The organism is Streptococcus sp. 10F2, assembly GCF_054331515.2.
Genome location: NZ_JBTGGE020000021.1, coordinates 24,359 through 30,932, shown reverse-complemented (window position 1 = coordinate 30,932; position 6,574 = coordinate 24,359). Strand labels below are relative to the sequence as shown.

Below are 6,574 nucleotides of genomic sequence, written 5' to 3'. Positions count from 1 at the left end.
TGAATTTGAAACTGGAAGTCCAAGGTCCAGAAGTTCTTTTGATAGACTCTTTCCCCCCATTTGGAGAAATGTCCAAATCATTTTATCGAAAGTGAGTAAACGGGAACGAGAAAAGTCTTTACCAGGATTCTTTACATAGGATTCAAGATTTAATGAAAGATCATGAACACATTTTTCTAAAGATTTGATGACACTAAGAATCATATTCACCACCTCCTTTATTGTTAGTTTACTCCTTTTAGAAATAAAAAGAAAAGGCTTACCAGACTTTCGTCTAGTAAAACCTTAACTTAATGACATTGGGTTTTCACCCTCTCACTGTCATTTTTTATTGATTATTTCTTAGCGGCTTCTTTTAGCTGCTTGCTGGCGACGTCGTCTCCAAACCATTTATTAGATATTTCTTGGAATTGGCCAGTTTGATAAAGTTGGACCATTCCTTGGTTGAGATGTTCTTGGAGGCTCTTATCGGTTTTGCGAATGCCAACTGCGAAGGCTTCTTCTGGGAAGCCAACTGGGAAGACGTTGTAGTCTTCGAGGACTCCTTTTTGGGTTAGGTAGTAGTTGGCGTAAACGCGGTCGATAAGGAGGCCGTCGATACGGTCGTTCTCCAAGTCGATGAGAGCTTCGTTGAAGCTCTGATATTGAGTTGCTCGGTTGTTTTTGACATACTGCTTGAGCAGGTCTGGAAATTCTTCAAATTTGAGGTAACCAGAAGATCCTGCCTGAGCTCCGAGGACTTTGTCCTTCATGGCTGCAGTTGTCTGGATACCGGATGATTTTTTGGTAACCAAGACTTGTTCGTTGGCCATGTAGGGAAGGCTAAAATTTACTTTTTCTGCTCGTTCCTCTGTTTGCGTATAACCATTCCAGATGAGATCAATGGTTCCGTTATTAAGTTCGGTTTCTTTCATGTCCCAATCAATTGGCTGCCAATTGACTTTAAGGCCTTGATTTTCAAATATACGGTTGGCCAGGTCAATGTCAAAACCGACATTCTCACCATTTTTTTCTTGGAAGCCCATAGGTACGAAGGTGTTGTCAAATCCGATGGTCAACTCTCCTCGTTCTTGGTACGTTTCCCAGGCATCTATTGTGGGATCCGTCACCCGACTGCTGCAGGCTGTCAAAACCAGTAAGGGAAGTAAAATCAGAAATCCGATAATCCGTTTCATGTAGAGCCCTCCTATTGGGGAATGACTTCGAGAATTTCGTCAGCGATATTCTGAGCAAATTGCATATCGTGAGTAACGACAATCTGAGTCATCCCCATTTCTCTGTTTTGGATTAACAGTTTTTCGACTTCCAGACGGAGTCCTGGATCTAGGGCACTGGTTGGTTCATCGTAGCCAATAATTTCTGGTTCAATCATCATGGCACGCGCCAAAGCTACCCGTTGCTTTTGCCCACCAGAGAGAGCGTGTGGATAGTGGTCGGCGTGTTCTTCCAAACCAAGTCGCTCCAGCAGTTGCAGAGCTTTTTGCTCGGCCTGAGTAGGATCCATATCCATCGTTTTAACTGGGGATAGGGTCAAGTTAGTCAGGACGGTCATATGTGGAAATAACTGAAAATCTTGGAAAACAAATCCCAAGAGATTCATACTCGCTAACTCACTAGCTGAGATTTCCTTTCCATTGTAGAGAACCTGTCCACTATCAATGGTTTCTAGTCCTGCCAACATCCGCAAGAGAGTGGTTTTCCCTCCCCCTGACTGCCCCACGATGGCTAGGATTTTCTTCTCAGGTACATTTAAGTTAAAATCTCTGAGGATTTGCCGTTCCCCAAAGCGTTTATTAATATTTTTTAATTCTAGCATGCAGTCTCCTTAGCGATCATAGGCATATTTTTGTTCAACTTTTCGAGAAACAAGGGTCACCACCCCAATCATAATGAGGTAAATAGCTCCTGCAACGAACATGGGAGCCAAGCTGGCATCGCGATTAGCTGCGGTGCGACTGACCAAGATAAGATCCGTAACGCCCAGGGCATATACCAAGGAGGTATCCTTGACCAAGGCCATAATTTCATTAAAGACACTTGGTAAAACAATCTTCGTAACTTGCGGAAGAATAATGTACTGAATCGTCTGGAAAGGGCTAAACTTAAGCACCTTAGCTGCCTCATATTGACCTTGAGGAATGGAATCAATTCCACCTCGGAAAATCTCCGCAAAGTAGGCTGCATAATTTAGCGTAAAGGCAATAATCGCAGCCGGCATCCGATCAATCCGAATGCCAATACTTGGTAAAATATAATAGATAAAAATCAACTGCAGTAACAACGGGGTTCCGCGCATCACCCAAATATAAATCGATAGTAACCAACGCAACGGTTTCGAATCAATTTGCATAATAAAGGCTACTAAAATCCCTAAAGGAATCGATAAAATCAATACAAAACTAAAAACTTGCAGGGTGACCGTTGCCCCCTGCAACAAACTCGGTAAAATTTCTAAAACGTAAGCCATCTCTTACTCCACATCTATAAAACCAAAACGCCCCAAGGGGGTCAAACGAAAAGTAATGACACCCTTAATCTGATCTTTTGAAATAAGACCAAAATTACGACTATCATCATGATTTAAGCGATTATCATTTAAAATTAGAAACTCCTTTTTCCCAACTACATCTTGATTAGACTGGGTCAGAGATTCAATTGTAAAATCTTCTGTGAAGAAGTTTCCCGTATTACTCGTCTTTCCCTGATAGGTGTTTCTCATACTACGAATATAAGGTTCATCTTTGATTTGATGGTCCAAATAAAGCACGTCATCCATATACACGGCTCTTTCTCCATCTTGCGCAATGACCCGTCCTACATAGTCCTTCTTGTCAACTTCATATAATACAAGACTTTCATTCGGAATTTCATTCTGATGAAAAGCCAAAACATAGTCGGCTGTCTCCAAGCCCTCTTGAACATCCTTTTCACGTACATGATGGGGAGTAAACCAAAATAGACGAAGGAGTACAAAAATCATTGCCAATAAAAAAACAATGAAAATATTTCGAAATAAATCTCTTCTGACCATACTTCCTCCTTTATATTCCCGCCTATTATATCATGAAAAACGCTAGAAAAAAAGGAGGTTCTTTCAGAAACCTCCTCTTCTTTCAGAAAATATGGAGCCAGTTATTCGGGATTAACGAACTTTTATCCCTTATTACCTCGTATTTCCCTTATTTTTGTTTGCGTTTCCCTAATCCTGCTGGCAACAAGGTAAGGAGAGCAAGTCCTAGACTCATCCAAAGGGAATCTTTTGTTCCAGTATTTGGCAATGTACCTTCAGAAGAGTTGAAGCGAGTTCCAAGCAAGCGTGGAGCTGGCTCCTGAACAAGCCGATTTGAAGGGGTTCCAAGAACTTGAGGTTCTTGGACTTCCTGAACCTTATTCGGTTTCATCGGAGTTAGTGGTTGAACAGGTTTTTCAGACTGATTAGGGCTAACAGGTCCAGTTGGTTGGCTAGGAAGATCCGGATTTGTTGGTTGCTCCGGTTGAACAGGCTCCCCTGGAGCTACAACTGGGGCATAGTGATAACGGAATTCACCAAAACCATCTACTGTATCTGAAATTCCCACAAAAGAAACGGCCGGATTAGCAGTCAAATGCTCTTGAGCCTTCAAAGAAGTCAAGAAACGAAGATCCAAGTCTTTAATCGTATCCGCAAAGGTCCAGTTATGATTTGGACGAGCATCAATGGTTTTTTCCGCTACAATGTAATCAATCAAAGCTTGACGGTTTTGCAAGTTCAATAAACGGCTTTCTTGGGCATCCTTAACTCCTGGGAAGGGACCGCTTGCTCGATAGTTATTGGTAACAACCATAAAGACCTGGTCATCCGTTACTTCTTTTCCTTGATAGCGAAGGTTCCGAACCCGGCTAGCAGTTGGATTTACTAATTCTGCACCGACAGAATATTTATTCGGTTGGGTAATATCCAACTCATAAGTAACTCCATCAATCACATCGAAGTTATAGGTTCTAAAGGAGGTATTAATAATATTTTGCGGTTCTTTCTTAGCAGGATCAATTTGATTAAATTGCCCCGCGGACATTTCCAACCACTCTTTTAATTGCGCACCGTTAATTTTAAGCAAGGCAACAACATTATCATAGACATATAGATCCGCTACATTTTTAATCGCTAAAGGCCCTGCCTTAATATCGGTATAGGAGTTAGGATCATTGCGTGCTCCAGCCTTGAAAGGTGCTGCTGCAGAAAGCAAGGGAAGGTTAGCCTCTTCTGTTCCCGCAAGAACTTGTTTGGCATACCAGAGTTGCGCCTGATTCACAATTTGAACTGATGGATCATCTTGAACAAGAGAGAAATAAGAATGAATTGGACTTGGAGTCTGTCCAACTTCTTGACGAACATAACGAATCGTAGCTTCGTGTACGTCTTTAGCTAAATTCAAAACTCGTTCATCTGCCTTGCTAGATTTGGTGTCAATTTTCCGAAGTACCGAACCTGATTCTTCAACTTGCCAAGCACCATTGGTATAGTGAAGTTTCAAATCCATAATTCCCAAGTGATCCCCGTACTTACCCGCCATGGTTACTGGAATCCCATTAATTTTACCATTGGTATCATCCACACCTTTGATTTTTGAATAGAATCCTGTTCCAGTTCCTGATGGGAAATTAGCATGGGAATGACCGGTCGCAACGGCATCAACTCCTGGAATACCGGCAAGCTGGTATCCTATATTTTCTTCACCAACTAGATAAGTATCGTCCCCAATACCGGAGTGTGACAATACCACAACGACATCTGCTCCAGCCTTCCGCATTTCTGGAACCAAATCAGTTACGGCCTGAACTGCATCCAGAGCGATCACTTTTCCTTCTAGGTGACCACGATCCCAGTTCATAATCTGAGGAGGTACAATCCCTGTGAGACCCACATGAACTGTCACCAATTGACCTTCAGAATCTTTAAAAGTCTTAGGAACAATGACATAAGGGGTGAAGAGGTGATCCTTTGTCTGAGCATCCAAAACATTGGCATTCAACAGTGGAACTTTTGAAGAAGCTACAATCCGACGTAAGTAGTCTAAACCATAGTTAAATTCATGATTCCCCAAAGCGGCTCCATCATAGTTCAACTCTTTAAAAGCCGCAAACATCGGATGCTCTTCCCCTTCTTTAACGGGATCAACAATAGCCTTATAAGTTCCGAGCGGCGTTCCTTGAATGGTATCTCCACTATCAACGATAACAACGTTAGAATTTTCCGCGATGGCTTCTTCCATCAAGACCGCTGTTTTTGCCAAGCCAAGAGTCTCAACTTGCATATCTTGATAATAATCATAGTTAACCAAATTCGTATGGAGGTCAGTGGTAGCTAGAATCCGCATATCCACGCGTTGACCTTCTACAGGTGGTTTCACAGGTTCTTCCTTTATAGGATTGGATAAGACTGTTACTTCTGGCATGCTTTCTTCTACCAGAAATTCCCCACTATTCTTACCTTCAACCGATTCTGCACCAGCTTGAGCAACCGATTCTGAACTCACTAAAGGCTCTGACTGAGATGCTACAGGAACTGTAACTTCTTGCCCTTGAGTCGGCGTCACCTGATCTGCCTTAACCTCTTCCGCTGCTGCAACAGCTGCTGCCAAACTCAAAACTAGAGCAGACTTTTTCAAATATGAATGAACCATGATAACCTCCTAAAACTGTTCGATTCTTGAACATTATAAACAATTTATACAAGAAATTCAAGAAAGTTTCCGCTTTCTTCCGAACGTTTGTCTCATAATATGAAAAAAAGTTTCTTGTTTAAGGATAAGTAAAATCCCTAATCGCAACAAGGAACACGTCCACTCTCTGCAAACTATGAACAAGCCTTAGAGGAAATAATCCGCCTCTAGATCACGGAGAGTTCCCCACAGACTGTCAATCCTAACTAGCACAAAACTCCTCCTTTAGTTTCCCATGACCTCTTTACCAGTCACCCGTCCACTAAAGGAGGAGCCTATTCTCCTATTATCCTTCTATTACTGAATCACGACGGCTGTTCCAGAGCAAGTCACCATCATCATACCATTATCAGCACCCAAGATTTCATAATCCATCTTCATTCCGACAATAGCATTGGCACCAAGTTTGGCTGCCCGTTCTTTCATCTCTTCAATCGCTTCTTCCCGTGCAACTTTAAGTTCATCTTCATAGCCCTTGGAGCGACCACCGAAGACATTTCGTAAGCCCGCACCGATATCTTTAAACATATTGACACCGGTAATCACTTCACCAAAAACAATCCCCTTGTATTCCTGCACAGTCTTCCCCTCGACAGCATGAGTTGTTGTAACGATCATAGCATTCTCCTTTTTCTTAACCAATTTCCCCTTTAGAAGGAGTTTCCATTATAGTTTACCAAAAAAGATAGGAAAAAGTCCTCTCCCAACTAAGGGAAAACTTCAAATATAGAAAGAGGCAGTCCCAAAGTCCTTACCCCTTATTTTTCTCGCTATAAAATAGGAAGAAAAGCAAAAAAGCTGCGTGGAATTTTCCACACAACTTACTAGCAAATCCTTAGTTGCTCCTAGCCAAGACAAAAACCTTTAGGAGA

At 42.0% G+C, this 6,574-nt stretch carries 6 protein-coding genes and 1 pseudogene; all 7 read right to left on the bottom strand.

The features are described 5' to 3' along the window. Nucleotides 1-210: pseudogene (locus ACXM1Q_RS05235) on the bottom strand (IS4 family transposase); the annotation flags it as partial. A 125-nt stretch (nt 211-335) separates the two neighbouring features. Then, entirely contained in the window at nt 336-1,175 is an 840-nt protein-coding gene (locus tag ACXM1Q_RS05230; protein WP_458516814.1) for an amino acid ABC transporter substrate-binding protein, read from the bottom strand. 11 nt (nt 1,176-1,186) lie between these two features. Further along, complete coding sequence (locus tag ACXM1Q_RS05225; protein ID WP_458516812.1) at nt 1,187-1,816, bottom strand: amino acid ABC transporter ATP-binding protein; 630 nt, start codon at nt 1,814-1,816, stop codon at nt 1,187-1,189. 9 nt (nt 1,817-1,825) lie between these two features. Further along, complete coding sequence (locus ACXM1Q_RS05220; protein ID WP_458516810.1) at nt 1,826-2,467, bottom strand: amino acid ABC transporter permease; 642 nt, start codon at nt 2,465-2,467, stop codon at nt 1,826-1,828. A 3-nt stretch (nt 2,468-2,470) separates the two neighbouring features. Then, nucleotides 2,471-3,031 carry a signal peptidase I gene (gene lepB / locus ACXM1Q_RS05215; protein WP_458516808.1) on the bottom strand — a complete coding sequence of 187 codons (561 nt, stop codon included), beginning with the start codon at nt 3,029-3,031 and terminating at the stop codon, nt 2,471-2,473. Between the two features lie 148 nt (nt 3,032-3,179). Continuing rightward, on the bottom strand, nt 3,180-5,663 hold the full coding sequence (locus ACXM1Q_RS05210) for a bifunctional 2',3'-cyclic-nucleotide 2'-phosphodiesterase/3'-nucleotidase (protein ID WP_458516806.1): 2,484 nt from the start codon (nt 5,661-5,663) through the stop codon (nt 3,180-3,182). A gap of 336 nt (nt 5,664-5,999) precedes the next feature. Then, nucleotides 6,000-6,320, bottom strand: a complete 321-nt coding sequence (locus ACXM1Q_RS05205) for a putative heavy metal-binding protein (RefSeq protein ID WP_458516804.1) — start codon at nt 6,318-6,320, stop codon at nt 6,000-6,002. Between the last annotated feature and the right edge of the window lie 254 nt (nt 6,321-6,574).

Bases quoted from the DNA above. Each gene is read 5' to 3' on its own strand.
- ACXM1Q_RS05230 (WP_458516814.1), bottom strand. From the start codon at position 1,175: ATGAAACGGATTATCGGATTTCTGATTTTACTTCCCTTACTGGTTTTG.
- lepB (WP_458516808.1), bottom strand. From the start codon at position 3,031: ATGGTCAGAAGAGATTTATTTCGAAATATTTTCATTGTTTTTTTATTG.
- ACXM1Q_RS05220 (WP_458516810.1), bottom strand. From the start codon at position 2,467: ATGGCTTACGTTTTAGAAATTTTACCGAGTTTGTTGCAGGGGGCAACG.
- ACXM1Q_RS05205 (WP_458516804.1), bottom strand. From the start codon at position 6,320: ATGATCGTTACAACAACTCATGCTGTCGAGGGGAAGACTGTGCAGGAA.
- ACXM1Q_RS05225 (WP_458516812.1), bottom strand. From the start codon at position 1,816: ATGCTAGAATTAAAAAATATTAATAAACGCTTTGGGGAACGGCAAATC.
- ACXM1Q_RS05210 (WP_458516806.1), bottom strand. From the start codon at position 5,663: ATGGTTCATTCATATTTGAAAAAGTCTGCTCTAGTTTTGAGTTTGGCA.